The following is a 23,909-nucleotide window of genomic DNA, read 5'->3' as shown; positions in this document are numbered from 1 at the left end:
CCAGTCTGTGTGGTCAGTAGAGTTCGATGACGAGTTTGTCGCTGAGAGAGCGGGATACGCACAGCGCCATTTCTTCGTTGTTGGCCTTGACGGTTGCCGACAGGCAGTTGTCGCGGTGATCCGGAATGCCCTCGACGACACCGGAGACGCAGGAGCCGCAGATGCCCTCACCGCACGACCTGAACACGTCGCAGCCCGCTTCCTCGAGCACGTCGAGTATCGAGCGGTCGGCCGGGATCTCGAACACCTCACCGGTGGTCAGTTCGACGGTGAACGCCGTGTCGCCGGAGGTGTCGACTTCCTTCGGGGTGAACGCCTCGAGGTGGATGTGGTCGGCACCGATTGCGGGTGTGAAGGCGGCAACCACCTGGTCCATGAACCCCTCTGGGCCGCAGGTGTATACGTGGGTATCGGCAGAAATGGTCGATGCCATCTGTTCGAACAGCGCGGGTTGTTCGGTACGCGGGACTCCGATGTGCAGGGTGACGAAGTCGCGGTATTCGACTCGTTCGGTGAGGAAGTCGTCGAACGCCATCTCCTCCCGCGACCTCGCGAAGTAGTGCAGCTCGAAGTCGGCGCCCCAGCTGTACAGCTCGAAGGCCATGCTCATCAGCGGGGTCAGGCCGATGCCGCCGGCGATCAGGATGTGTTTGGCGGCGTCGGGGACGATTCCGAGCATGTTGCGCGGCTTGCTGATCTTCAGGTGGTCGCCGACCTTGAGTGCATGCATCGCCGCTGAGCCGCCGTGCGGCCCTTCTTTTTTCACCGCGACCCACATCGACGAATCGTCTTTCGGTGAGCCTGCCAGGGAGTACTGGCGAAGCACCCCGGTGGGTCCGGTCACGTCGATGTGCGCGCCGGACCGCCACTCACCGAAGGGAGACCCGTCGAGCTGCTCCAAGCGGAGACCCCGGATGTCGGGTGTCTCGACCTGGATTTCGGCGATACGGACGACGATGCTGTTTTCCATCAGTGGGCCTCCGGGACAGGCGCGCCGGCGGCAATGAAGCCGGCGAGCAGCTGGTACAGCGGTTCCAGCGGTCCGTCGTCATCTTCCGGGTGGAACTGCACACCCAGCACCCAGTCCGTCGGGTGCTCGACGCCTTCGACGACGCCGTCGAGGGCCCGGGCGGCGACGACGAGCTCATCTGCCACGTCGTCGACGGCCTGGTGATGGCCGGACCGGACGACGAGGGGCCCGGCACCGAGGATGACGGCCAGCCGGGTGCCGGGGAGTACCTCGACCTTCTCGTCGATGAAAAGGTGCTCGCCCGGCCCGCCGCGGTGCAGTTGGTAATCGGTGATGTCACCGATGATGGTGCCGCCGTAGCAGACGTTGATCAGCTGTGAACCGCGGCAGATACCCAGCACCGGGCGGCCGGCGTCGATGTACGCCCGGATCATGGCCAGGCTGACCCGGTCGGCTTCCGCGTCGACCCCGTAGGAGTTCGGCACGGGTCCGTCCGGTCCGCCATAGCAGGCCGCGGCGATGTCGCCGCCGCCGAGCACCAGCAGACCGTCGGCATCGACGACCACGTCGACGGCACCGGGTTCGGAAGTGTCCACCAGCTCGAAGCTGGCATCGAGCTCCGCCAGCGCCGTCAGGGCGGTACGGGTGAAGCGGCGGTGCAGTGCCGCGACCGGTGCGGTCAGATCGGGGAAGTTGAGTGACACCAACACCGCGATGTGCGGCCGTCCCGGTTCCCGGGTACGGGTGCCGGACGGTTCGACCTCGTCGCGCACGACGACGGGACTGTTCATACCAAGGCCTCCAACCTGGATCTGGCGGCTCGTTCGGAGAGATCGGCGAAAAGGGCAGCGTCGCTGCCCGAGGATGCGTGGAGATCCTCGGGATGCCATTGCACGGCAAGCAGATTCCCGCCGGCGTGTTCGAGGGCTTCCACGCACCCGTCGTCTGCGGTGGCGACGACCCGCAGGTCGGCGCCGATGGCACCGACCGCCTGATGGTGATAGGACGACACCGGGACCCGGGTGGACCCCGTGACCTGGAACAGTCGGCTGTCCTCGGCCACCATCACGTCGTGCACGGCGTTGCCGTGTGCGACGTCGCTCGGTGGCAGGTGCTGGATCAGATCGCCGCCCTGCACCACGTTGAGGATCTGCATCCCGCGGCAGATCGCCAGGGTCGGGATGCCGAGCCGCACGGCGCACGACATGACCGCCATGTCGAACGCATCCTGGTGTGCCACCGGATCTTCGGTCTCCACCACGGGCTCCTGGCCGTAGTGCCGCGGGTCCAGGTCTGCCCCTCCGGGCATGCAGATGCCGTCGAACCGGGCCAGCCGGTCGGCCAGTTCTGCGGCGGGGTCGCCGTCCGGGCCGTGCAGCACGAGCGGCTCGCCGCCGCCGGCCCACACCGCCTCGCAGATGGCCTCTGCGGCCAGGGTCGCACTGAAGCGCAGGATCGGCACGCGGACGGCGCGCCGGCCCGGCACCGCGATCAGCGGTCGCATGTCACCTCGAAGGGGTAGTCCAGTGTCGGCAGCCACTGCGCCCACGCCGACTTCAGCCGTCCGTCGGCGATGATGCGCTCGAGTGCACCGTCAAGGGCCGCAAGGGTTTCCGGGCGGTCCTTCGCGACGGCGACGCCCCACGGGTTGTTGGTCTTGACGACGAACGCGAGCTCGAAATCCGGGTCGGCGTCTCCGAGCGGGACGAACACCACGTCGTCGTCACAGACGGCGTCGACCTCGCCCGAGCGGAGTGCGGCCAGCATGTCCTCGTAGACGTGGTCCGATTCGAACTCGACCACCTCGGCACCGGCGAACGAGGCGGCCAAGTTGTAGTTGGCCGATGCGCGGATGGCGGCGATCCGTTTGCCGGCCAGGCCCGCGGGGTCGGGCACGGCCTCGCCGCGGCGCATCAGGATGCCTTCGTGGAAGATGCCGTACGGCCGGGTGAAATCGGCCTGCTCCAGGCGAGCGGGGATGATGCCCTGGCCGCACAGCACGCCGTCGACCCGATGGTCGCGCGCGGCTGGCAGCATGTCGCCCCACGGCATGATGACCCACTCCAGTTTCCGGTTCAGTTCGGCCGCAAGGAGTTCGGCCACGGCCGGCTCGTATCCCGACCGGCCACCGGGGGACGAGGCCAGCCCGAACAGCGGGGGAGCGTCGGCGTCGATGCAGGCCAGGCGCAGCGGCTCGGTCACGGGGTGTCCTCCCAGTACATCGTGCGCTCCCAGTCGGTGATCGAGCTGTTGAACCGCGCCCACTCGTCGGTCTTGTACTCCAGCAACAGATTCCCCAGCGGAGCACCCAGCGCGTTGATCAGATAGTCGTCGGCCTTGAACGCCGCCAGCGCATCGCCGAGGGTGAGCGGAAGTTCGCCGAACAGCTCGGGTTCGGTGGACTCGTAGCTCGAGCCGACGGTGGGTGCGCCGGGACTGATCTGGTTCTTCAAGCCGTCGTCGATGGACACCAGCATCGCCGCGTGGGTCAGGTACGGGTTGCATGCGGCATCGGGAAGTTTGTACTCGAGCCGGCCGTTGGCCGACAGGCGCACCGTGCAGGTCTTGTTGTCGAGGCCCCAGTTGATCTTGGACGGGGCGAACTGTCCCGCATCCCAGTATCGCTTGTAGGAGTTGACCGTTGATCCCATGATCAGCATCGCGCCCGGGGTGTGGGTGAGCAGCCCGCCCAGGGCGTACTGCCCCTCCTCGGTCAGGTGCAGATCGTGGCGACCTTCGTCGGCCAGGATGTTGACGTCGCCGCGCCAGAGGCTGAAGTTGTGGTGGCAGCCGTTGCCCATGTAACCCTGGCCCGGTTTGGGCATGAAGCTCGCCTCGATGCCGAGCTCCCGGGCGACCTGCTTACAGATCTGCCGATAGGTCATCAGCCGGTCGGCCGTTGCGTCGCTGTGGTCGAACATCCAGTTGAGCTCGACCTGGCCGGCGTCCTCGAAGTCGCCTTCGACCATCTGGAAGCCCATGAACTTCGCGTAGGAGATCACCTTCTGGTAGATCGCGCGGTACCGCTCGAGGTGCTCGATGTGATAGGCGGGGCTTGAGTCTGGCCGGGATGACGTGGTGAAACCAGGGCCTTCCCAGGTCATCTCGGGCTCAGTGCCGGTACGCAGCTCGAGGCCGGTGCGATCGGTGAACGCGGCGTGCAGTCGCTTCATCAGGCCGCGGGTGTCGGTCGGCAGGGGAGCGCCGGGATCGACCATCACGTGGTCGGGCTCGTACAGGCTGCAGAAGACGCGCGCGGTCTTGTGGTCCCAGGGCAGCACTGAGAAGGTGTCGAGATCGGGCATCGCGCAGTATTCGGGCGCCCCGACTCCACCGCCGAGCAGGATCCCCTCACGGGTGGTCTGCAGGTTGGCGATGGCGGTGCGGTGCTGCATGACGCCGCGGGTCGCCAGCCGCGCGAATTGGTCGGCGGGAACGACTTTTCCGACGACTCGGGCGGTGATCGTCACGGCCTGGAAGTAGACGAACTCGACGCCGTACTCCTCGATCGCCGCGAGAGCGGCGTCGAGGGCTCCGGGTGCGGAATTGGCCTCACGGTGTTGGTCGAGCGCTGTTGTGCTCATGGACGCGGACCTTTCGGGATGAGTGTGTGGGTGGATGGACGGCCCGCTCAGGCCGGGGTGAAGCTGATCGGGAGCTTGTTCGCGCCGGTGTTGCCCGAGTCGGGCATCCAGTCGGCACCGTCGAGCAACTTCGGATCCCGAAGCCGGCGGGCCAGCAGCGGAAGGGCCTCGGCCATGTCGGCACGGGCCACGAAATGCCCCAGGCAGTGGTGCGCCCCACCACCGAAACCGAAGTGCGGCTTGCGTTCTGCGGCGATGTCGAAGCTGGGTGGTCCGAAGACCCGTGGATCGGTGCCCGATGACTCGCTGAACAGGTGGACGGTGGTTCCGGCGCTGATCGCCAGTCCCTGGTATTCGAAGTCCTCGGTTGCCTCTCGGGTGACCCAGCGGACCGTCGGGTTGGTCCGCATCACCTCCTCGACAGCCTTGCCACCGAGAGCGGGGTTCTGCGCGAGCAGATCCCACTGTGCGGGGTTGGCGATGAAGCTCTGCATCGCCAGGCCCAGTTGGTTGCGGGTGGTGTCGTAGCCGCCGAAGATCATCAGGACGAAGGCGTCGCGCAGTTCCTCGGTGGACAGTCCGCCGTCGTTCTTGGCCTGCACCAGCGTGGTCGTGAAGTCGTCGCGCGGATTGGCCTCGCGGTCGGCGATCGCGGCGTCGGCGTACTCGAACAGCGTGGCCAGCGCGGCCTCGATCCGGGGAAGCTCCTGCTTGAAGGTGATGCCCATGGCCAGCCCGATGGTGGCGGACTCACGGGCGATGATCTCCCACTCCGACTCGGGCAGCCCGAGCATGATGGCGATGACCCGGGCGGCATACGGATCGGCGAATTCGCCGATGAACTCGCACTCGCCCCGCTCGGCGAAGGCGTCGATCAGTTCGCCTGCCAGCGCCTGGAATCGGGGCACCAGGCCTTTGATCAATCGTTTGGAGAACGCCGGGTTGAGCAGGGTCCGCAGCCGTCGGTGCTCTTGGCCCTCCTTGTTCAGGATCCAGCTGTTCCACCAGTCCAGGAACGGGCCCTCGGTGACCCCGTTGTGGGCCGGCCAGTGCACGCTGCCCTGTCGCAGGCTCGGATGGTGCATGAGCTTGCTGACCTCGTCGTAGCGCAGCACGGCGATCCCGTATTCGGTATGGGCGAACCAGCTGGCCTCACGGGCATCGTGGACCGCGTCCGAGGTGATCGAGAACGAGGGATCGGTCACGTGCAGCCGTGGAGCCGCGGTGCCGGTATCGGCGGTGATGATGTTCGGAGTCATGGTGACTCTCCTCTGGTGATCGTAATCTGGCAGTTCGGCTAAACCGGTTGCGCCACAACAGGTTTGTCCGGCGAGTCGGCCGCGGCCGTCGGTATCGCGTCAGCGTGGGGCGTGGTGCCGTTCGAGTGGGAGCGGACGATGGCCATGTAGAGCAGGCCCAGCCCGATGACGATGCCCGACATCAGCAGCACGATGTAGTTGTCGTACCAGGGCGCCTCGGGCGTGCGGGGCCAACAGATGTTGATGATGGCTGCCACGCCGTAGATCAGGGCACCGACGTTGACCAGCATTCCCCACCCGCCCAGGCGGTACTTGCCGCTGGGGACCCATCCTTTGATGCGGGCGCGCAGCGCGGCGAACACGACCATCTGGAAGGCGATGTAGATGCCGACCGAGCCGAAGCTGATCAGCTTGGTCAGCGCGTCGGTGGAGACGATCGATCCGATGATGAGGGCGGCGGGGATGACCGCGGCGGCGAGCAAGGCATACGGGGGCACATGGCGCTTCTTGTCGAACCGGGCCCACAGCTTCGAGCCGACGATCATGCCGTCGCGGCCGTAGGAATAGAGCAGGCGGCTGGCCGCCGCCTGCAGGCTCAGGGCGCAGGACACGAACGAGATCAGCACGATGCAGAGCACGATCTTGGATCCGACCGGGCCGAATGCCGTGGCCAGCACGGTCGAGATCGGATCGACGTCCTCGCCGCGGATCACCGCGCCGATGTCGACCACCGACAGAACCAGGCTGAGACAGACGAAAGTGGCTGCGGCGCCGCCGATGTAGATGGTCCGTCGCATCGACTTCGGGATCTGCACCCCGGGGTTACGGACCTCCTCGGCTACGTCGCCGCAGGCCTCGAATCCGTAGTACTGGAAGACACCGATCAGGCTGGCGGCGAGAAACGCGTAGAGGAAGCTGTGCTCGCCCTGCGCGCCGAAGCTGTCGAACAGCACACCCAACCCGTGGTGACGTTGGGTGAGCAACAGCCACCCGCCCACGATCAGCGCGCCGATCAGTTCGGCGGTGAAGCCGAAGATCGCGAAGTAGCTGAGCATCTTGGTGCCGGTGAGGTTGATCACGGTGGCCAGCAGCAGCACGATCAGTGCGCATACGACGGTGGTGTAAACCGTTGAGGTGAAACCGAATACGGTCGCCACGAACGGGCCGGCGCCGTAGGCCACGCCGGCGATGGTGGCCAGCAGCGCGAAGATGTACACCCAACCGGTCATCCACGCCCATTTGCGGCCCCACAGACGGCGGGCCCACGGGTATACGCCGCCGGCCACCGGGAACTGGGCGACGATCTCGCTGAACACCAGCGCGACCAGCATCTGGCCGAAGCCCGCGATCAACAGGCTCCAGATCATCGGCGGACCGGCCGCGGCAAGCGCGAATGCGAAGACGGTGTAGATGCCGACGACCGGCGAGAGATAGGTGAAACCGAGCGAGAAGTTGGCCCAAAGGCTCATGTCTCGTTTGAACTCGGACTGGAAACCGAGCGCGGCGAGTTGCGCGTGGTCCTCGTCGTGCGGCTCGGGAGTTTTAGACATAGGCGGCCGGCTTTCTGTGTCAGGGGCCATGTTCAGGGGCGGGCTGTGAGACAAGCCATAGAATTAAAACATAAAGGACCATAGTTCATAGTTCAAGACTTATCGCGTACCATCGTCGAAATTGCCCTGGCAGGAGGAACAGTGGCGGTCGAACAGTTGCGCGGCCTGACCGCGGTGGGGGCTGTGTTGTCGCCGCTGGCGGGCAGCGGCCCCCGCACCGATGCCGTGGTGGCGCGGATCTCGGCCGCCATCGGACTCGGGGTGATCTCCGACGGAGAGCAACTTCCGAGCGAAATCGATCTGGCCACTCAACTCGGCGTATCGACCATGACCTTGCGCGAAGCGCTGGCGATCTTGCGGGAGCAGGGGCTGGTGGTGACGAAGCGGGGGCGCGGCGGCGGAAGCTTCGTGCGTGCCTCGGCTGAAGACGTGCACACGCGTTCGCTGGCGCTGCTGCAGGAGCTGACCGTTGAGGGGTTGCGCGACCTGGGGGATGAGCATTTCGCGGTCGCCGGTGCCACCGCGGTTCTCGCGACCCGCCGAGCCGTGGCGGCCGACATCGCGCGGCTTCGGACGTTGGCGGACCGCCTTGCGGCCAGCGAGGACGCGATCTCCAGCCGTCGCGCCGACAGCCGCTTCCAGATCGAGATCGCGGTGTGTTCGCAGTCCGCTCGTCTCACCCGCGCAGAGGTGAACATTCAGGCCGAATTGGCGGCGATGGTCTGGCTACCACGCCTGGGATTGGATCCGGCGGATGAGGCGGCCAGGCATCACCAACTCGTCGACGCGATCGAGGGCGGGGATCAAGCCGGCGCGCGATCATTGGCAGAGGAGCACAGCGCGCTGACCATTCGACGGCTCATCGGCCTGCGGATGGAGCTCGCCAGAACATGAGTCCGCAGGTTGATCCGGCATGCTGCCGGGCGCCGGTGCCTAGGCTGACGCCGACACACACGGAAGGGCATTCGAGATGATGGCGAACGGAACGGACCGGTCGTTTCGCGCCGATAACGGCGATGCGGCACTCGGGCTGGTCGCCACGGCGGTGACCTCACTCGTAGAGAACATCTTCGACTCGCTGCGCACCGTCGCGGCGGCCACCCGGGCGCTCTGGGACCGCATCGAAGACTCCGGCGCCAAGCCGAGCTCGTCCGACCTGGTGGCGCTGCGCGACCCGATGGTCGGCGAATTAGAGCGACAAGCCCACCTCGTGAACGGGGTCGGGTTTGTCGTTGCCGACGGCGCGTTGGCCGACGTTCCGCGTTACCTCGAGTGGTGGCGTCCCAACTCCAAACCCGGTGGGGAGGCGCAACGGCTTGAGCTGGATCTCAATCCGGGCAGCGAGTACTTCTATGACTACTCCACGATGGAGTGGTTTTCGGTGCCCCGCGACCGCGGCATCCCGTGGGTGCACGGACCGTTTCTGGACTACACCGGCGTCGATCTGTATGTGTGTACGTTCGCCTTCCCGGTGACCTCGGGGCGTGGGGAGTTCATCGGCGTGGCAGGAGCCGACGTGCCGGTGGCTCGACTGGACGCGGCGCTGTTGCCCACGTTCGCGGCACATCGCACGCCCCTGGCGCTCACCAACTCCGAGGGGCGGGTGATCGTCGCCAACGACGCCGAGCACGTCGCCGGCTCCAAGCTGGAGGATCCGAATTCGCCGACCGCGCTGCCGGTTTCAGCGACGCCATGGTCGTTGGTGTCGCTGGGCAGCGACTCGTGAAAGCCGGCTCAGCGGATCAGAGAGTCGGTCTGGCGAAGAAGTAGCGCGAGCTCGGCGAGTACGGCGGCCCCTCGGGCAACGTCGATGACGCTGTCGCGGCCCAGTTCGGCGCGCATCCGGCCGAATCGGGCCAGCGCCGCCGNCGATGTGGTGTGCGCCCGCAATCCCCGTTCGATCCAATCCAGGTCGAGTTGGTCGTCGATCGCCAGGAACACGCCGGCCACCACCGTGATATCCCCGCCCATCCTGGTGGCGGTGCGGCTGAGGTCCAACGAGTCCGGGCGTAGCCGGGTCCACCGGTCGCCGAAGTCACGGCGCTGGTTGTGCAGGGCGTCGACATGTCGCCGGTAGGCCGCGATGGTCGAGCCGATGTCGAGATTCCCGCTGTGCCGGCGCAACAGGCGTCCCGCGGTGTATTCGATGAAGTGCTGCACCGAGCGCAGTGCCACGTTCCGTTGCGCCGGGTTCGCGGCGGTCCGCTCCAGCGCCTCGCGCCACATGTCGTCGACCCCGAAGAGGTGCCGCACCACCGTGTAGGCCGCGGCAACCGTCGGTGTGGATACGCCGAGGCGCTCGTCGAGTTGATAGATCAGGCCCGGACCGACGTGGTTGATCAGGTCGTCGGCGATCTGGGTGGCGATGATCTCCCGGGCGAGCCGATGGCAGGAGATGTCGGCATCGAGGTGGATGCGAAACGGTGTGGGGAAGTAGTCGCGCAGCGCGGCGGAGAAGATCGGATCGTCGGGCACCGCGGAGTCCAGCAGCTCGTCGCGGACGACGTTCTTGGAATGCGCCAGCAGCACCGCGATCTCCGGACGCGTCAACCCGCGGCCGGCGCGAGTGCGCGAGACGAGTTCGGCTCTACCGGGCAGCATTTCGCCGGCACGGCTGATACCGGAGACCTGTTCGAGATTCTCGATCAGTCGTTCGTGGCGGTTGAGCAGCGCAGGGGCTTGCGCTTCGGCCAGACCGATGGCCAGCACTTGGTTCTCACAGCCGCGCAGGACCGCGGCGGCGACCTCGTCCTCACAGGCGGCCAGCAACTCGTTGCGTTCGGGAACGGTGATCCGCTCGGCGTGCACGGCCGACTGCAGGGCGATCTTGAGGTTGACCTCGCGGTCGGAAGAGGCCACGCCCGCGGAGTTGTCGATGAAGTCGGCGTTGATGCGGCCGCCGCCCAACGCGTATTCGATGCGGGCACGTTGCGTCAGCCCGAGGTTTCCACCCTCGCCGATGACGGACACGCGCAGCTGGTCGGCGTTGACGCGGATGGCGTCGTTGGCCGGATCCGCTGCGTCGGTGTTGTTCTCGCGCGCGGCCTTCACATAGGTGCCGATGCCGCCGTTCCACAGCAGGTCCGCGTCGGCGGTGAGGATGGCCCGGATGACGTCGTTGGGACTGGCCGTTTCGGTGGTGATACCGAGCACCTCGCGCGCCGCGGCGGGCAGGTCGATTCGCTTGACGTTGCGCGACCAGACCCCGCCGCCGGGTGACAGGACGGCGCGGTCGTAGTCGTCCCAGCTGCTGGCCGGCATTGCGGCAAGCCGGGCTCGCTCGGCGTGGCCGGCCCGTGGGTCGGAATCCGGGTCGATGAAGATATGGCGGTGATCGAAGGCGGCGACGAGTTTGAGGTTGCGCGACAACAGCATTCCGTTGCCGAACACGTCACCTGACATGTCGCCGATGCCTACGACAGTGAGGGGGTCGACGTCGGCGTCGCGGCCGAGCTCGGCGAAGTGTGCGCGCACCGACACCCAGGCCCCGCGGGCGGTGATGCCCATCTTCTTGTGGTCGTAGCCCGCTGAACCGCCGGAGGCGAACGCATCGCCCAGCCAGAACCCACGGTCGAGCGCCAGCTCGTTGGCGACGTCGGAGAAGCGAGCGGTGCCCTTGTCGGCGGCCACCACCAGATAGGTGTCGTTTCCGCCGTAGACGACGGTGTGTGGCGGCGGGCAGACCTGGTTGTCGATGAGGTTGTCGGTGAGGTCGAGCAGTCCGGCGACGAAGGTGCGGTAGGCCTGCTCGACGCTGACCCTCGGGTTCTTGCGCACGAATGCGCCCTTGGCGCCGGCCGGAACGATCGGTGAGTTCTTGACGGTCTGAGTCTTCATCAGCCCGAGGACTTCGGTGCGGTAGTCCTCGGGTCGATCGGAGAACCGCAACCCGCCGCGCGCCACCGGCCCACTGCGTGCGTGGATTCCCTCGACGTCCTCGCTGTCGACGAAGATCTCCCGGAACGGGACGATGGGCCCGGGCGGATACAGCGCCGCGGATTCGATCAGATAGGCCGACCGGCGCTGCGGATGGCCATCGGGGCCGCGCTGAAACCAGTTGGTGCGCAAGGTCGCCGACACGAACGAGGTGAAGGCCCGCAGAATCCGGTCCTCGTCTACCGAGGTGGTCACCTCGATCAGGGTGTCGATGCGGTGCTGCGCGGAGGCCGTCCGCGACTCGCGGTCGAGCAACTGCGGGTCGAACCGCGCCGTGAACAACGCGACCAGGGCGGCGACGAAGTCGGCGTGGCGGCTCAACGTGTCGATGACGTAGCCCTCCGACATGCCCAGCCCGGCCTGGCGTAGGAATCGGCTGGCCGAACGCACCAGGCCGACCTCACGCCAGGTGATGTTCGCCGACGGGATCAGGCGTGCGTAGTCATCGATCAGGAATCCATGTGCGGTGCGGGCGGCGAATGCGTCGGCCACCTTGTCCCGTCCGCCCGCACTCCATGGCTGCACGGTCAGGAAATCGAACACCGACACGGTCATCGGGAGTTCGGCGGTGTCGACGGTGTGCTGGGCCGCCACCCGAAGGCCGAAGTGCTCGAACAGCGCGCAGGCCTCGGTGAGCAACGGCGTCGGGTCGGCCCACGCCACCACGGCGCGGATCGTCGCGAGCCCGTCATGGTCGACGAAGACCATCTGTTCGCCAGGCGACTGCATCCGGCCGAGCGCCTCGGCGATCTCCGCGCTGTGCGGCCGCGCGGTGATGGCGACGTCAGAGCCCATGACAGTTTTCCTCCATTCGGCGTCCCCCCGGTTCGACGCCCACAGTGTTGAGGACCCGCCCGCGAACTGGAATCACCGCGATGTACAGTGCGGGCGCGAATTTTGTCCAATACGGCGATAGGATGCCTGGCGGTTCCGTTCGTAATGTGACGCCCACATCGACGGAAGGAATGAGCGAGATGACGATGCTCGACACGGCGGTCGGCGGTCCGGGACTGCGTCAGGAACGCCGACTCGTTACCGAGGTGCCCGGGCCGCGCTCCCGCGAGTTGGCGGCCCGCCGCGCGGGTGCGCTGNGTGGGCAATGCCGCGCCCGCCGTCGTCGAGCGTGCCGCCGACCAGCTGGCCCGCTACACCCACACCTGCTTCCTGGCCACGCCGTACGAGCCCTACATCGAGGTGGCCGAAACGCTGAACCGGCTCACCCCCGGGACACACGAGAAGCGCACCGCGCTGTTCAACACCGGCAGCGAGGCCGTCGAGAACGCGGTCAAGTACGCCCGCGCCGCCACCAAGCGGCCGGCCGTGGTGGTGTTCGACCACGCCTTCCACGGTCGTTCGCTGCTGACGATGACCATGACCGCCAAGAACCAGCCCTACAAGCACAGCTTCGGGCCGTTCGCGCCTGAGGTGTATCGCGCGCCGATGGCCTACCCGTACCGCTGGCCGTCCGGCCCGGAGAATTGTGCCGCCGAGGCATTCAGCCAATTCGCCCAACTCGTCGATGCTCAGATCGGCGCTGACGCGGTGGCCTGCGTCGTGGTCGAACCCATCCAGGGTGAAGGCGGATTCATCGTTCCCGCAGACGGGTTCCTGCGTGCGGTGGCCGACTTCTGCCGTGACCGCGGGATCCTGTTGGTCGCCGACGAGGTGCAGGCCGGCATCGCTCGCACCGGAACGTGGTTTGCCAGTGAGCATGACGGCCTGGTGCCCGACCTGGTGGTCACCGCCAAGGGCCTGGCCGGCGGCATGCCGTTGGCGGCGGTCACCGGGCGCGCCGAGATCATGGACGCCGCGCATCCGGGTGGGATCGGCGGCACGTACAGCGGCAATCCGGTGGCCTGTGCGGCCGCCCTCGGCGTCTTCGACGAGATCGAGAAGCATCAGTTGCTCGACCGTGCGCAGGCCATCGGCGACATCCTGGTGTCCGAACTTCGTGGCATTGCCGCTACCACCGACGTGCTCGGCGACATCCGCGGTCGCGGCGCCATGATCGCCGCCGAACTCGTCGTCCCCGGCACCCGCACCCCCAACCGTGACGCCGTGGCCGCGGTCAGCCGTCACTGCCTCAACAACGGTGTGCTGACGCTGACCGCCGGAACCTTCGGCAATGTGCTGCGCTTCCTGCCGCCGCTGTCCATCTCCGATGATCTGCTCATCGAGGCACTGGCTGTCGTACGCGACGCCTTTGCCGCGCTCTGACCTCACCCACCCAACCAACGCCCAGGAGTTACCCCATGACCGCCACTGCTGTCCCGGCTGCCAAGAAGTCCGTGTACCGGCCGCTGGAGTTGTTCGACACCGACCGGTTGCTTGATCAGGATGAGCGGGATATCGCCGCGACGGTGCGCCAGTTCGTCGAGGCCCGGCTCAAGCCGAATGTGGAGGGCTGGTTCGAATCGGCCACTCTGCCGCGGGAATTGGCCAAGGAGTTCGGTGAGCTGGGTGTGCTGGGCATGCACCTGCAGGGGTATGGGTGCGCGGGCACCAACGCGGTCAGCTACGGGCTGGCCTGTATGGAGTTGGAGGCCGGTGACAGCGGGTTTCGCAGCTTCGTCTCGGTACAGGGCTCGCTGTCGATGTTCTCGATCTACCGGTTCGGCTCCGAGGAGCAGAAGCAGGAGTGGCTGCCGCGGCTTGCCACCGGTGAGGCGATCGGGTGTTTCGGCCTGACCGAGCCCGATTTCGGTTCCAACCCGGCCGGCATGCGCACCCGCGCCCGCCGTGACGGGACCGATTGGGTGCTCAACGGCACCAAGATGTGGATCACCAACGGCAACCTGGCTGATGTGGCCACGGTGTGGGCGCAGACCGATGACGGGATCCGCGGCTTTGTGGTGCCCACCGACACCCCGGGATTCACCGCCAACGCGATCCACCGCAAGTTGTCGTTGCGGGCGTCGGTGACTTCGGAGTTGGTGTTGGACAATGTGCGCCTGCCCGCCTCGGCGCAGTTGCCGTTGGCCCAGGGATTGTCGGGTCCGTTGTCGTGTCTGAACGAGGCCCGGTTCGGGATCGTGTTCGGTGCGCTGGGCGCTGCGCGGGACAGTTTGGAGTCCGCGATCGCCTACACGCACAGCCGTGAGGTGTTCGACAAACCGTTATCGAGCTATCAGCTCACCCAGGAGAAGCTGGCCAACATGACCCTGGAGCTGGGCAAGGGCATGTTGCTGGCGATTCATCTGGGCCGGATCAAGGATGCCGACGGGGTGCGGCCCGAGCAGATCAGCCTGGGCAAGCTCAACAATGTGCGCGAGGCGCTGGCCATCGCGCGGGAATGCCGGACCCTGCTGGGTGGCAGCGGCATCACGCTGGAGTACTCGCCGCTGCGTCACGCCAACAACCTCGAATCGGTGCTGACCTACGAAGGCACTTCAGAGATGCACCTGCTCGCGATCGGCAAAGCACTCACCGGCCAAGCCGCCTTCCGCTGAGCCGCAACCTGATTGGAGCAACCGAATGACCATGCAGACTCCTGTACGGCTGCAGCACCTCGTTGCCGGGCAATGGATTTCCGGCGAGGGTGACGGTGTCCGGAGTGTCGATCCTTCGCGGCCGCAGTCGATCGTCGCCGAAGGCGGCGCCGCGAGCACGGACCATCTGGACGCAGCGGTGGCCGCGGCCGGCGACGCGGTTCGCGGGTGGGCGGCCACCCCGATGGCCGCGCGCGGGGGCGTGCTGCTGGCCGCGGCCGAGATCCTCGACGAGAAGGCCGCCGAGTGGGGGCGTGACCTGTCGGTCGAAGAAGGCAAGACGCTGGCCGAAGGCGTCGGTGAAGTGCGTCGTGCGGCCCAGATCCTGCGTTACTACGGCAACGAGGGCGATCGCCAGGCCGGTGAGATCTACGCCTCGCCGCGTGCCGGTGAACAGATCCTGGTCACCCGCAAGCCGGTTGGCGTCGTCGGGGTCATCACGCCGTTCAACTTCCCCATCGCCATCCCGGCCTGGAAGATCGCGCCGGCTCTGATCTACGGCAACTCGGTGGTGTGGAAGCCCGCCAGCACCGTGCCGTTGCTCGCGATGCACCTGGCGAGCGCGCTGGACACCGCGGGTCTGCCGGCGGGTGTGCTCAATCTGCTCATCGGTGGCTCGGCCATCGGCGACGGAATCGTCAACCATCCCGACGTCGATGCCATTACTTTCACCGGATCGACCGGCATCGGGCGCCGGATCGCGAGCCTGGCGGCCGAGCGCGGCGTGCCCGCGCAGGCCGAGATGGGCGGCAAGAACGCCGCTGTCGTGCTCGACGATGCCGATCTGGACCTGGCGGTCGAGCAGGTGATGCTGGGTGCGTTCCGCTCGACCGGTCAAAAGTGCACCGCCACATCCCGGTTGATCCTCACCGAGAAGATCGCCGACCGTTTCCTGGATGCGCTCACTGACCGGGCCGGGGCGCTCGTGGTGGGCGATCCTGTCGATGAGGCCACCCAGATGGGACCGGTCGTCAGCGAGTCGGCGCACAAGACGATCACGACCGGGATCGAAACGGCGCGGTCGCAGGGAGCGGCCGTTCTGGCCGGCGGGCAGCCCTACACCGACGAAATCCGGTCCCGCGGTTACTTTGTCGCGCCCACCGTCGTCGAACTCGGCGACCAGCCCGCCGACCTGTGGACCGATGAGTTGTTCGGCCCGGTGCTCGCGGTCCGCCGCGCCACCGACGCCGAGGAAGCGTTCGCACTGGCCAATGACAGTGAATTCGGCCTCTCGGCCGCGGTTTTCACCCAGGACCTGACCCGCGCGCTGCAGGCGGTCGAACACCTCGACGTCGGGGTACTGCACGTCAACTCCGAATCCGCCGGGGCCGATCCGCACGTGCCGTTCGGTGGCGCCAAGAAGAGCGGGCTGGGGCCCAAGGAACAAGGATCGGCGGCCCGGGAGTTCTTCACCCACACCACCACGGTGTATCTGCGCGGCGGAGCACCGCGCTCATGAGCGCCGGTGCGCTGGACGGAATCACCGTCGTCGACTTCAGTCGCGTGCTCGCCGGCCCGTACGCCACGATGATGCTCGGCGATTTCGGTGCCGATGTCATCAAGATCGAGCGGCCCGGCGTCGGGGACGACACCCGCGAATGGGGACCGCCCTACGATGCCGACGGCGTCGCCACCTACTTCAATTCCGTCAACCGCAACAAGCGGTCTCTGGTGCTCGATCTCACCGATCCCGGCGATGTCGCCCGGGCCCGCGAGTTGGTCAGCCACGCCGACATCGTCGTCGAGAACTTCCGGCCGGGGACCATGGAAAAGCTCGGACTCGGCTATGACACCCTCCGTGAGGTCAAGCCAGACCTGATCTACTGCGCCATCACCGGATTCGGGCACGACGGCGGGGCGGCCCTGCCCGGCTACGATCTGCTGGTCCAAGCTGTCGGCGGTCTGATGAGCATCACCGGCCCGCAACCCGGCGAACCCACCAAGGTCGGGGTCGCGATGGTCGACGTGCTCACCGGCGTGCACGCCGTCACCGGCATCCTGGTGGCGCTGGCCCACCGCGACCGCACCGGGCAGGGACAACGCGTCGACACCAACCTGCTTTCGGTGTTGTTGTCCTCCATGGTCAACCAGGCCTCTGGCTTCCTGGGGGCGGGAAGCGTCCCGACGATCATGGGAAATCGCCATCCCAGCATTGCGCCGTACCAGACCTTCAACACCGCGGATCGGCCCATCGCGCTGGCCGTCGGCAATGACAAGCAGTTCCGGCTGCTGGCCGCCGCGCTGGAACTCGGCGGCCTCGTCGATGACGAACGCTTCACGTCCAACGCATTACGGGTGCGGCACCGAGACGAACTCTGTGCCCTGCTGGAGGCCCGGCTCATCACCCATGGTGCCGACCACTGGTATGAGGTGCTCACAGCCGCGGGCGTGCCGGCAGGTCCGATCAACGACATGGCGGAGGCGTTCACGTTCGCCGAGAAGCTGGGGCTGACGGTGACCGTGCCGGTTCCCGGCAGCAGCACCCCGCAGGTCGCCAACCCGGTCTCGCTGTCGGTCACACCGCCGCAGTACCGCAGCGGCCCGCCCCGGCTGGGACAGGGCACCACCTGACGAGCGCCCTTACATTAGAACTGTGGTGCACAGTGCTTCCCCGGGTGACGGCACGAGGGTGTGCCCATGACGATGACCGTGCGCCGACTCGCGCAGACTCCCGGGCTGGGCCTGACCTTGATAGCCGGTCGCGACGGGGGTGACCGCTCGATCGGGTGGGCTCATGCGATCGAACTCGAAGACCCGACGCCGTACCTCTCGGGCGGCGAACTCGTCATGACGACCGGCATGAACGTGGGGGACACCGCCGACCGACAGTTCGAATACCTGGCTCGGCTGTCCTCGGCCGGTGTCGCCGCGTTGGCCTTCGACACCGGGACCACGCACCGGGCCGTGCCGGCCGGCATCATCGCCGCGGGCGATGCGCTGGGGTTGCCGGTGCTCAGCGTTCCGCCGGAAACCCCGTTCATCGCCATCACCCGGGCCATCATCGATGAAGTCACCGCCGACCAACTCCGCTCGGTCCAGCGCGTCGTCGATCAACAGGAGGTGCTGGCCCGGGAAACCCTGAGAAACGGTATCCCCGCTGTCGTCGCCGCATTGAGCAAGCTGCTCTCGGCCACCGTCGTCGTCATCGACGTCGACGGTAATGCCTTGGCGGCCAGCGGATCCGAAACCGATCATGTCTGCACGCTGGCCGCAGAGTTGACCGAGGACGGTGCGAACAGGCGGGCCAAACACGCCAGCCGCGTCATCGCCGACGGCTCCGGTTACTGCACGCTGCAGGCGCTCAAGGCGGCCCAGCCGCTGCGCGGGTATCTGGCCGTCAAGACCAACGAGCCACCGTCTCCCACCGAACGCCTGCTCGTCGCCCATGCCGTATCGCTGATCTCCATCGAAATGGGCAAGCCCGCCAAGATCTTGGACGCCGAGCACCGGCTGCGGGTCGCCACCACCGCCGGACTCATCGCCGACCCGCCGACCATCGATCACGCCGTCCTCAGATACTTCCGGTTCGACCCCGACGAGGACATCGTCGTGGTGGCGTTGGCCGGCACCGGCCCCAGCCTCACCGCCGAGACGCACGCGCTTCGCGTGCTCGAGTCCCGGCAATCCCGCTACCTGATCTGTTCCCGCGCAGGAGAATTGATCGTCATCCTGCCTGCCGCCGAATCCGCCGCCGCGCCGTTGCTGGCCACCGAGATCAGCGCCCAGTTGCAGAAGCGGGTGCGCGGAGGCCTGAGCAAGCCTGCCACTTTCGACGACATCGGCACCGCGGTGAATCAGGCCCGCACTGCCGCGCTGATCGGCAACGGCGACGATGCGTTCCAAAACTATTCGGAGATCGGGCTTTTCGACGTCATCCTCGGCGGGCGCAGCGCGGCTGAGTTGCGCCTGATCGCCGAAGCCATTGCTCCGCTTGTCGATCAGGACACGAGCCTCAACAGCACCGGCGACGGACTGCTCGCCACCTTGGAAAGCTACCTGCGGCACAACGGTCACCTGGAAGGCGCGGCGGCCGAACTGGGCATCCACCGCCACACCATGCGCAACCGGGTCGCCAAGATCGCTCAGCTCACCCGGCGAGACCTGCAAAGCCCCGACGTTCGGGCTCAGCTACTCCTTGCGATCAGGGCCCGCGAGCTTCTGCGGATCGACTGTCCGGACTGATGGAGCCGCGCGCAGTCGGCGGGGACAAGTTAGCCGAAACGTCCTTCAATAACATTTGCTGGACGGATGGTGAACGGTTGTGATACCGCGGCCACAGTCGGGCGCCAAAAAATGACACCCATGGTCCTCGCATGGGCGCCAGACACCGATAGCAACCTTACGACGGCGCGCGTTACTCGGGAACCCCGGGCGGGCCGTGCATCAAGTAATCGTTAACGGTTTCGATGCACGTACAGCGTTCGGCCACAGTGCTGCGGCGACCACCCGACACCGGTCAACGGTGGGCCGCGAACCCGCTCGGCACTGGAGGCAACAGCGAGTCGGCAGTCCCTCCAAAGCGGTGAGTTCACGGCATCGCAACTGACCGCCGAACCTGCCCGGCGGGTCCGAAAGTAGTCCGACACGACCGCAACACTCCGGTGTCCTCGCCGTGATACTGGCGCTACTTCGAGCGAATAAATCGTTCCTACCAGCGGGTACAGTTACCCGCCGCCGACCTGGCCGGTGGTTCGGACTCGGATTGCTGAATCGGGGGCCCGCCGACCGGCGCGACGACGGCAACCTTTCGGCTGGGCCAGGCGCAGGAGATTCACGCAAAGCGCCGCCCATGCCGGCGCGGCGCCCTTGGCATCGCTCATCCGCACTGAGCCGCGAGTTCAGCTATTGCGTCACCCCACGGAAAAGCCGGCCGCACGGACTGGTCGTCACTACTCGGAAACGTTTCAACAATTGTTTGCCGAAACATGTCGGCACGGGATGATCCCCACCATTCCGCTACGGAAAAAGAGCAAACGTGCAGCTGGGGCGGTGAAAATTGAAAAAACAACTTCCGCGAATTGGGCTGGTTACTTATCTGGCTCTCAGGTACGGTTTGCTCGTCCAAGATCCACACCTCCCAAAGGGGAAGCCATGGAAGTTGCTGCACGGTCATATCTCACCGCCGGAATCGCGGCGGTCGGGGCGACAGCATTGATTGCTGCTCCGATCGCTCCCGCGCCGCCGGACATCACGGTCAGGGCGGACGATCTGTCGGCCGTATTCGCCGACTACACGCCGACGGCGCTGAGCTCGGCGCTGCTGGGCCTGCCGAGCACGGCCGCCATCCGTGACGCGCTCGGAAACCTCACCCTCGGTGGGCTCGGGGCGTTCAACATCGCCTTGGCGGGCGCGGCTGATGCCGCAGGCATTGGCGCGACGGCATTCTCGGACATCGCGTCGTCCATGGCGCTGACCGGGCAGACCATGAACACCGCTCTGGTGGCGGGATTCCTGGCCGCGATCGGTTTCGAGGTTCCGGCCGGTGACAATGCCTCGGCCGCCGCGGCGACCACTCTGGTCAGCACGGCCGACATCCGCGACGCCATCGGGAACCTGACCCTGGGCTTCCTGACGGCGGTCAACGCCGGCCTCGGTGGGCTGGCCGATGTGTCGGACATCGGCGCGGTGGCGTTCTCGGACATCGCCGCCTCGCTGGCGTTGACCGGCCAGACTGTCGCGACCGCGCTGACCGCAGGGTTCCTGGCCGCCATCGGCTTCGAGATGCCGGCCGAGGGCGGCGTCGTCACCGCGTCCGCGGCACGAACGATGGTCAGCACCAACGATCTTCGCGATGCGGTGGGCAACCTGACCCTGGGCTTCCTGACGGCGGTCAATGCCACCCTCGGCGGACTGGCCGACGCGGCCGATATCGGTGCCGTGGCGTTCTCCGACATCGTGACATCTCTGGCCGTCACCGGCCAGACCGCTGCGACGGCGCTGACGAGTGGGTTCCTGGCCGCCATCGGCTTCCAGGTTCCGGACTCGACGACACCGGCGACGGCGGCCGCGGCGATGGTCAGCCCCGGCGGTATCCGTGATGCCGTGGGCAACCTGACGCTGGGCTTCCTCGGTGCCTTCAACGCGGGTCTGGGCGGGCTGGCCGACGTGGCTGACATCGGTGCGGTGGCGTTCTCGGACATCGCCGCCTCGTTGGCCCTGACCGGGCAAACCGCTGCCACCGCGCTCACCGCCGGCTTCCTGGCCGCCATCGGCTTCCAGGTGCCGACGGAGGAGCAGACCAGCACGCTGGCGAGCGCGGCGATGGTCAGTCCTGGCACCATTCGCGATGCGGTCGGCAATCTCACCCTCGGTGGGCTCGCGGCGTTCAATGCCAGCCTGGCCGGGCTGGCCGATGTGGCTGACATTGGGGCCGTGGCGTTCTCGGACATCGCGGCTTCCCTGGCGCAGACCGGGCAAACCGCTGCGACCGCGCTCACCGCCGGCTTCCTGGCCGCCATCGGCTTCCAGCCGCCGGTGGAGCAGGCCACCGCGACAGCTGCGTCCTTGGTCAGTGCGGGCACCGTCCGCGATGCGGTCGGCAACCTCACCCTCGGTGGGCTCGCGGCGCTGAATGCCAGCCTGGCCGGGCTGGCCGATGTGGCTGACATCGGTGCGGTGGCGTTCTCGGACATCTCCGCCTCGCTGGCGCAGACCGGGCAAACCGCTGCGACCGCGCTCACCGCCGGCTTCCTGGCCGCCATCGGCTTCCAGGTGCCGCAGCCCGAAGCGCCAGAAACCGTTGGGCCGGCGGCTCTTCCGCAGACCAAGGCGCTGGTGAACGTTTCGCTGCCCAAGGCCGAACTTTCCGCGGGCGCAGTCGACGCCGGCGTCAAGCCGGTCTCCGAGAGCAAGACGGACACCACGGCCGGGTCGGAAAGCGGTTCTGCCACGGGATCTGAGGGCACGTCGGCGGGCTCGGCGCCCGGCACGGACGCCACCGACGGCAAGGCCGGTGCCGGCAGCGACACCACCGGGTCGGGTGGATCGGAGTCCGGCACCGGGACCGGTACGGACAACGCGTCGACCGGCGGCACCGACAGCGGCAGTGGCTCGACCGGCAGTGGCTCCGGCACCGGCTCGACCGGCACCGGCAGCGAAGGGGGCACCGGTTCGACCGGTGGAACCGGAGCGGGCAGTGCCACCGACGGCGACGACACCGCACCGGCACCCACCAAGCGGGATGAGCGCAAGCAACTCCGCGACCAGCAGAGCCAGGACCGCAAGGCCACCCGCGCGGAGCAGAAGGCCGACCGGGCGGACAACCAGGAGTCCACCCGGGCCGAGCGCACCGCAGAACGCAAGGCGCAGGCCGCCGAGCGCAAGACGCAGCGGCAGGCCGACAAGCAGGAAAGGAAGACACAGCGCCAGCAGCGCAACGGCGGATCCGACAACGGCGGTTCCGGGGGCGGCTCCAACAACGGCGGCTCCGGCAACGGCGGCTCCGGCGGCGGCTCTGAATAGGTAGACGTACCGGGTAGCTCTCCCTAACCCCGCCCGGTACCGGCCCCGTTTCCTCCTGCTCCCCGACGCAGGCACAGGAAACGGGGCCGTTCCCTATTTCCGTCTCATTCCCAGTACTGGCCCGCGAGCAGGAACACGCCCCAGCTGAAGCCGGCGCCGTAGCGCCTGCCGTTCCATTCGAAGTCGTACACCTCGTGAGCGGGCAGGACCTCGTCGGTGAGGGAGTACCGATGAGTGAGTTCGGCAGGCCCGAAGTGCTCGATGAACTCGTCGGTGTCCATGCTCCACGGCGGCTGGTCGTGGGGCGAAGCGGCGGGCCGCGCATAGCCCCCGGCGCGGCGGTATCGCGCGGTGTCGAGCGTTCCGTCGGCGCCGGCGCGAGCGGTGAACTCGAATCCCGGCCACAACACGCTGCTGAAGGTCAACGCTGTCGACTCGTGTTTCGCCACGCCGACAATCTGCTTGAGGTTGTCGAAGCGAGACGACTCATCTTCGAGCAGCCGGGCGACCCGCTGATGGATGCGTTGCGCGTCGTCGAGCGTGATCCCGTATTCCGACAGCGTCCATTCGATCATGGCCCGTCTCGGGAACATGCCCCACTTCATCGTCATCAGCTGGTGGACTTCGAAATCCGGTACCCCGGATGGCTTCCGGACCAGCAGCGCCGGCGGCTCGATAGGCTCCGCGGCGGGCACCCACGTGACGTCGTCGGGGATTGGATCGTCTCGTTCCGGCATGCCGCATCAGGGCTTGAGCAATGCGACGACCTTGTCCTCGAGCGCCACCGGATCGGCGTTCGGGTCGGCCGTCTCGGTGTGGGGCAGGGCAACCTCGGGATCGGCGAAATCGCGATAGGTCTTGTCGCCGGTCAGCGTGGCCAGCAGATAACCGGTGAGCAGGGCGCGCACCATTTTCTGGGTCTCGCGGTCGGCGCCGGGCAGGCCGAGGAACCGCGCCAGCCGCCGTCCCTGGATCAGGCCGCCGGCCTTGGCCTTGCTGACCGTGCGCAGGGTGGCGCCGTCCCAGGCCCGGGCCAGNGACCGCAAGGCCACCCGCGCGGAGCAGAAGGCCGACCGGGCGGACAACCAGGAGTCCACCCGGGCCGAGCGCACCGCAGAACGCAAGGCGCAGGCCGCCGAGCGCAAGACGCAGCGGCAGGCCGACAAGCAGGAAAGGAAGACACAGCGCCAGCAGCGCAACGGCGGATCCGACAACGGCGGTTCCGGGGGCGGCTCCAACAACGGCGGCTCCGGCAACGGCGGCTCCGGCGGCGGCTCTGAATAGGTAGACGTACCGGGTAGCTCTCCCTAACCCCGCCCGGTACCGGCCCCGTTTCCTCCTGCTCCCCGACGCAGGCACAGGAAACGGGGCCGTTCCCTATTTCCGTCTCATTCCCAGTACTGGCCCGCGAGCAGGAACACGCCCCAGCTGAAGCCGGCGCCGTAGCGCCTGCCGTTCCATTCGAAGTCGTACACCTCGTGAGCGGGCAGGACCTCGTCGGTGAGGGAGTACCGATGAGTGAGTTCGGCAGGCCCGAAGTGCTCGATGAACTCGTCGGTGTCCATGCTCCACGGCGGCTGGTCGTGGGGCGAAGCGGCGGGCCGCGCATAGCCCCCGGCGCGGCGGTATCGCGCGGTGTCGAGCGTTCCGTCGGCGCCGGC

At 67.2% G+C, this 23,909-nt stretch carries 17 protein-coding genes and 2 pseudogenes; 8 read left to right on the top strand and 11 right to left on the bottom strand.

Annotated elements, in window-relative coordinates; all coding sequences use genetic code 11:
* Nucleotides 1-13: 13 nt before the first annotated feature.
* The 7 genes from BN4332_RS20665 to BN4332_RS20635 are packed head-to-tail and all read right to left on the bottom strand — an operon-like array spanning nucleotide 14 to nucleotide 7,363.
* Entirely contained in the window at nucleotides 14-970 is a 957-nt protein-coding gene (locus tag BN4332_RS20665; RefSeq protein WP_066901147.1) for a PDR/VanB family oxidoreductase, read from the bottom strand.
* Entirely contained in the window at nucleotides 970-1,761 is a 792-nt protein-coding gene (locus tag BN4332_RS20660) for a gamma-glutamyl-gamma-aminobutyrate hydrolase family protein (RefSeq protein WP_066901145.1), read from the bottom strand. Before BN4332_RS20660 ends, BN4332_RS20665 begins: the two co-directional genes overlap by 1 nt.
* Nucleotides 1,758-2,474: a gamma-glutamyl-gamma-aminobutyrate hydrolase family protein gene (locus BN4332_RS20655; protein ID WP_066901143.1), complete on the bottom strand. Its 717-nt coding sequence runs from the start codon at nucleotides 2,472-2,474 to the stop codon at nucleotides 1,758-1,760. The genes BN4332_RS20660 and BN4332_RS20655 overlap by 4 nt, the downstream gene beginning before the upstream one ends.
* Entirely contained in the window at nucleotides 2,462-3,172 is a 711-nt protein-coding gene (locus tag BN4332_RS20650; protein WP_066901141.1) for a substrate-binding periplasmic protein, read from the bottom strand. The genes BN4332_RS20655 and BN4332_RS20650 overlap by 13 nt, the downstream gene beginning before the upstream one ends.
* Entirely contained in the window at nucleotides 3,169-4,554 is a 1,386-nt protein-coding gene (locus BN4332_RS20645) for a glutamine synthetase family protein (RefSeq protein ID WP_066901139.1), read from the bottom strand. The genes BN4332_RS20650 and BN4332_RS20645 overlap by 4 nt, the downstream gene beginning before the upstream one ends.
* Before the next feature lie 47 nt (nucleotides 4,555-4,601).
* The gene (locus tag BN4332_RS20640) at nucleotides 4,602-5,813 is read right to left on the bottom strand and encodes a cytochrome P450 (RefSeq protein WP_096866954.1); all 1,212 of its coding nucleotides are present in this window, start codon (nucleotides 5,811-5,813) and stop codon (nucleotides 4,602-4,604) included.
* Nucleotides 5,814-5,851: 38 nt separating this feature from the next.
* Nucleotides 5,852-7,363, bottom strand: coding sequence for an APC family permease (locus tag BN4332_RS20635; RefSeq protein WP_096866953.1), 1,512 nt, complete (start codon nucleotides 7,361-7,363; stop codon nucleotides 5,852-5,854).
* Between the two features lie 141 nt (nucleotides 7,364-7,504).
* On the opposite strand from BN4332_RS20635, the gene BN4332_RS20630 reads away from it, so the two are divergent.
* On the top strand, nucleotides 7,505-8,257 hold the full coding sequence (locus BN4332_RS20630) for a FadR/GntR family transcriptional regulator (RefSeq protein ID WP_200820326.1): 753 nt from the start codon (nucleotides 7,505-7,507) through the stop codon (nucleotides 8,255-8,257).
* Between the two features lie 79 nt (nucleotides 8,258-8,336).
* Nucleotides 8,337-9,089 carry a PDC sensor domain-containing protein gene (locus tag BN4332_RS33295; protein ID WP_160110900.1) on the top strand — a complete coding sequence of 251 codons (753 nt, stop codon included), beginning with the start codon at nucleotides 8,337-8,339 and terminating at the stop codon, nucleotides 9,087-9,089.
* Nucleotides 9,090-9,097: 8 nt separating this feature from the next.
* On the opposite strand, the gene BN4332_RS20620 is transcribed toward BN4332_RS33295, so the two are convergent.
* The gene (locus BN4332_RS20620; RefSeq protein WP_435405199.1) at nucleotides 9,098-11,854 is read right to left on the bottom strand and encodes an NAD-glutamate dehydrogenase domain-containing protein; all 2,757 of its coding nucleotides are present in this window, start codon (nucleotides 11,852-11,854) and stop codon (nucleotides 9,098-9,100) included.
* 419 nt (nucleotides 11,855-12,273) lie between these two features.
* Here BN4332_RS20620 and gabT point away from each other — a divergent pair.
* The 6 genes and pseudogenes from gabT (at nucleotide 12,274) to BN4332_RS20590 (ending at nucleotide 22,248) form a co-directional block, all read left to right on the top strand.
* Nucleotides 12,274-13,516 (top strand): annotated as a pseudogene (gene gabT / locus BN4332_RS20615) (4-aminobutyrate--2-oxoglutarate transaminase).
* Nucleotides 13,517-13,551: 35 nt separating this feature from the next.
* Nucleotides 13,552-14,748, top strand: a complete 1,197-nt coding sequence (locus tag BN4332_RS20610) for an acyl-CoA dehydrogenase family protein (protein WP_066901131.1) — start codon at nucleotides 13,552-13,554, stop codon at nucleotides 14,746-14,748.
* A 31-nt stretch (nucleotides 14,749-14,779) separates the two neighbouring features.
* Nucleotides 14,780-16,246, top strand: a complete 1,467-nt coding sequence (locus tag BN4332_RS20605) for an aldehyde dehydrogenase family protein (RefSeq protein ID WP_066901211.1) — start codon at nucleotides 14,780-14,782, stop codon at nucleotides 16,244-16,246.
* Entirely contained in the window at nucleotides 16,243-17,358 is a 1,116-nt protein-coding gene (locus tag BN4332_RS20600) for a CaiB/BaiF CoA transferase family protein (RefSeq protein ID WP_066901129.1), read from the top strand. Before BN4332_RS20605 ends, BN4332_RS20600 begins: the two co-directional genes overlap by 4 nt.
* Nucleotides 17,359-17,424: 66 nt before the next feature.
* Nucleotides 17,425-18,969, top strand: coding sequence for a PucR family transcriptional regulator (locus tag BN4332_RS20595; RefSeq protein ID WP_066901127.1), 1,545 nt, complete (start codon nucleotides 17,425-17,427; stop codon nucleotides 18,967-18,969).
* Nucleotides 18,970-19,878: 909 nt separating this feature from the next.
* Nucleotides 19,879-22,248, top strand: a complete 2,370-nt coding sequence (locus tag BN4332_RS20590) for a hypothetical protein (protein ID WP_066901125.1) — start codon at nucleotides 19,879-19,881, stop codon at nucleotides 22,246-22,248.
* A 104-nt stretch (nucleotides 22,249-22,352) separates the two neighbouring features.
* Here BN4332_RS20590 and BN4332_RS20585 read toward each other — a convergent pair whose 3' ends face one another.
* From BN4332_RS20585 to BN4332_RS33285, 3 genes and pseudogenes are all read right to left on the bottom strand, one after another.
* The gene (locus BN4332_RS20585; RefSeq protein ID WP_066901123.1) at nucleotides 22,353-22,985 is read right to left on the bottom strand and encodes a hypothetical protein; all 633 of its coding nucleotides are present in this window, start codon (nucleotides 22,983-22,985) and stop codon (nucleotides 22,353-22,355) included.
* Nucleotides 22,986-22,991: 6 nt separating this feature from the next.
* A pseudogene (locus tag BN4332_RS20580) lies at nucleotides 22,992-23,285 on the bottom strand (hypothetical protein); the annotation flags it as partial.
* A 351-nt stretch (nucleotides 23,286-23,636) separates the two neighbouring features.
* Nucleotides 23,637-23,813 (bottom strand): hypothetical protein, encoded by a 177-nt coding sequence (locus tag BN4332_RS33285; RefSeq protein WP_160110898.1) that lies wholly within the window; start codon nucleotides 23,811-23,813, stop codon nucleotides 23,637-23,639.
* Nucleotides 23,814-23,909 lie beyond the last annotated feature (96 nt).

The organism is Mycolicibacterium houstonense (assembly GCF_900078665.2).
Taxonomy (GTDB): domain Bacteria; phylum Actinomycetota; class Actinomycetes; order Mycobacteriales; family Mycobacteriaceae; genus Mycobacterium; species Mycobacterium houstonense.
Note: the sequence above shows the minus strand (reverse complement) of the source record. Positions and strands in the feature narration are given on the sequence as shown.

What these genes read in the sequence shown, in the direction of transcription:
- BN4332_RS33285 (WP_160110898.1), bottom strand. Translation starts at nt 23,813, where the DNA reads ATGGACACCGACGAGTTCATCGAGCACTTCGGGCCTGCCGAACTCACT.
- BN4332_RS20590 (WP_066901125.1), top strand. Translation starts at nt 19,879, where the DNA reads ATGGAAGTTGCTGCACGGTCATATCTCACCGCCGGAATCGCGGCGGTC.
- BN4332_RS33295 (WP_160110900.1), top strand. Translation starts at nt 8,337, where the DNA reads ATGGCGAACGGAACGGACCGGTCGTTTCGCGCCGATAACGGCGATGCG.
- BN4332_RS20635 (WP_096866953.1), bottom strand. Translation starts at nt 7,363, where the DNA reads ATGTCTAAAACTCCCGAGCCGCACGACGAGGACCACGCGCAACTCGCC.
- BN4332_RS20660 (WP_066901145.1), bottom strand. Translation starts at nt 1,761, where the DNA reads ATGAACAGTCCCGTCGTCGTGCGCGACGAGGTCGAACCGTCCGGCACC.
- BN4332_RS20665 (WP_066901147.1), bottom strand. Translation starts at nt 970, where the DNA reads ATGGAAAACAGCATCGTCGTCCGTATCGCCGAAATCCAGGTCGAGACA.
- BN4332_RS20645 (WP_066901139.1), bottom strand. Translation starts at nt 4,554, where the DNA reads ATGAGCACAACAGCGCTCGACCAACACCGTGAGGCCAATTCCGCACCC.
- BN4332_RS20640 (WP_096866954.1), bottom strand. Translation starts at nt 5,813, where the DNA reads ATGACTCCGAACATCATCACCGCCGATACCGGCACCGCGGCTCCACGG.
- BN4332_RS20610 (WP_066901131.1), top strand. Translation starts at nt 13,552, where the DNA reads ATGACCGCCACTGCTGTCCCGGCTGCCAAGAAGTCCGTGTACCGGCCG.
- BN4332_RS20585 (WP_066901123.1), bottom strand. Translation starts at nt 22,985, where the DNA reads ATGCCGGAACGAGACGATCCAATCCCCGACGACGTCACGTGGGTGCCC.
- BN4332_RS20595 (WP_066901127.1), top strand. Translation starts at nt 17,425, where the DNA reads ATGACGATGACCGTGCGCCGACTCGCGCAGACTCCCGGGCTGGGCCTG.
- BN4332_RS20605 (WP_066901211.1), top strand. Translation starts at nt 14,780, where the DNA reads ATGCAGACTCCTGTACGGCTGCAGCACCTCGTTGCCGGGCAATGGATT.
- BN4332_RS20655 (WP_066901143.1), bottom strand. Translation starts at nt 2,474, where the DNA reads ATGCGACCGCTGATCGCGGTGCCGGGCCGGCGCGCCGTCCGCGTGCCG.
- BN4332_RS20600 (WP_066901129.1), top strand. Translation starts at nt 16,243, where the DNA reads ATGAGCGCCGGTGCGCTGGACGGAATCACCGTCGTCGACTTCAGTCGC.